This window comes from Streptomyces xantholiticus, assembly GCF_014651015.1.
Classification (GTDB): Bacteria; Actinomycetota; Actinomycetes; order Streptomycetales; family Streptomycetaceae; genus Streptomyces; species Streptomyces xantholiticus.
The window spans coordinates 1-623 of the sequence record NZ_BMWB01000077.1 but is presented as its reverse complement, the minus strand read 5'-3'; the positions used below and the strand labels follow the sequence as shown (position 1 = coordinate 623).

The 623-nt window shown below is 72.1% G+C and carries 1 protein-coding gene; it reads left to right on the top strand.

All coding sequences use genetic code 11. From position 1 onward, the window contains the following. A partial coding sequence (locus IE198_RS34800; RefSeq protein ID WP_189894079.1) for a beta-ketoacyl synthase N-terminal-like domain-containing protein occupies window positions 1-623 on the top strand: 623 nt, incomplete at both ends.

The window sequence follows — 623 nt, the reverse complement described above, 5'->3', positions numbered from 1 at the left end:
CTGTCGCCCGACGGACGCTGCAAGGCGTTCGCGGCCGGTGCGGATGGCACCGGCTGGGGCGAGGGCGTGGGCGTGTTGCTGGTGGAGCGGCTCTCCGACGCGGAGCGCAACGGGCATCGGGTGCTGGCGGTGGTGCGGGGCAGCGCGGTGAACCAGGACGGTGCGTCCAACGGTTTGACCGCCCCGAACGGCCCGGCGCAGCAGCGGGTCATCCGCCAGGCGCTGGCCTCCGCCGGACTCGTCCCGGGTGATGTCGACGTCGTGGAGGCGCACGGTACGGGCACCAAGCTCGGCGACCCGATCGAGGCGCAGGCGCTGATCGCCACGTACGGTCAGGAGCGTGCCGAGGGCCGGCCGTTGTGGCTGGGCTCGCTGAAGTCCAACATCGGCCACACGCAGGCCGCCGCGGGTGTGGCGGGTGTGATCAAGATGGTCATGGCCATGCGTCATGGCGTCGTTCCCCGGACCCTGCACGTCGATGAGCCGACGCCGCACGTGGACTGGTCCGCGGGTGAGGTGCGGTTGCTGACCGAGGCCGTGGAGTGGCCCGGGTCGGACCGCCCGCGCCGTGCCGCCGTGTCGTCCTTCGGTGTCAGCGGCACCAACGCCCACACCATCATCGA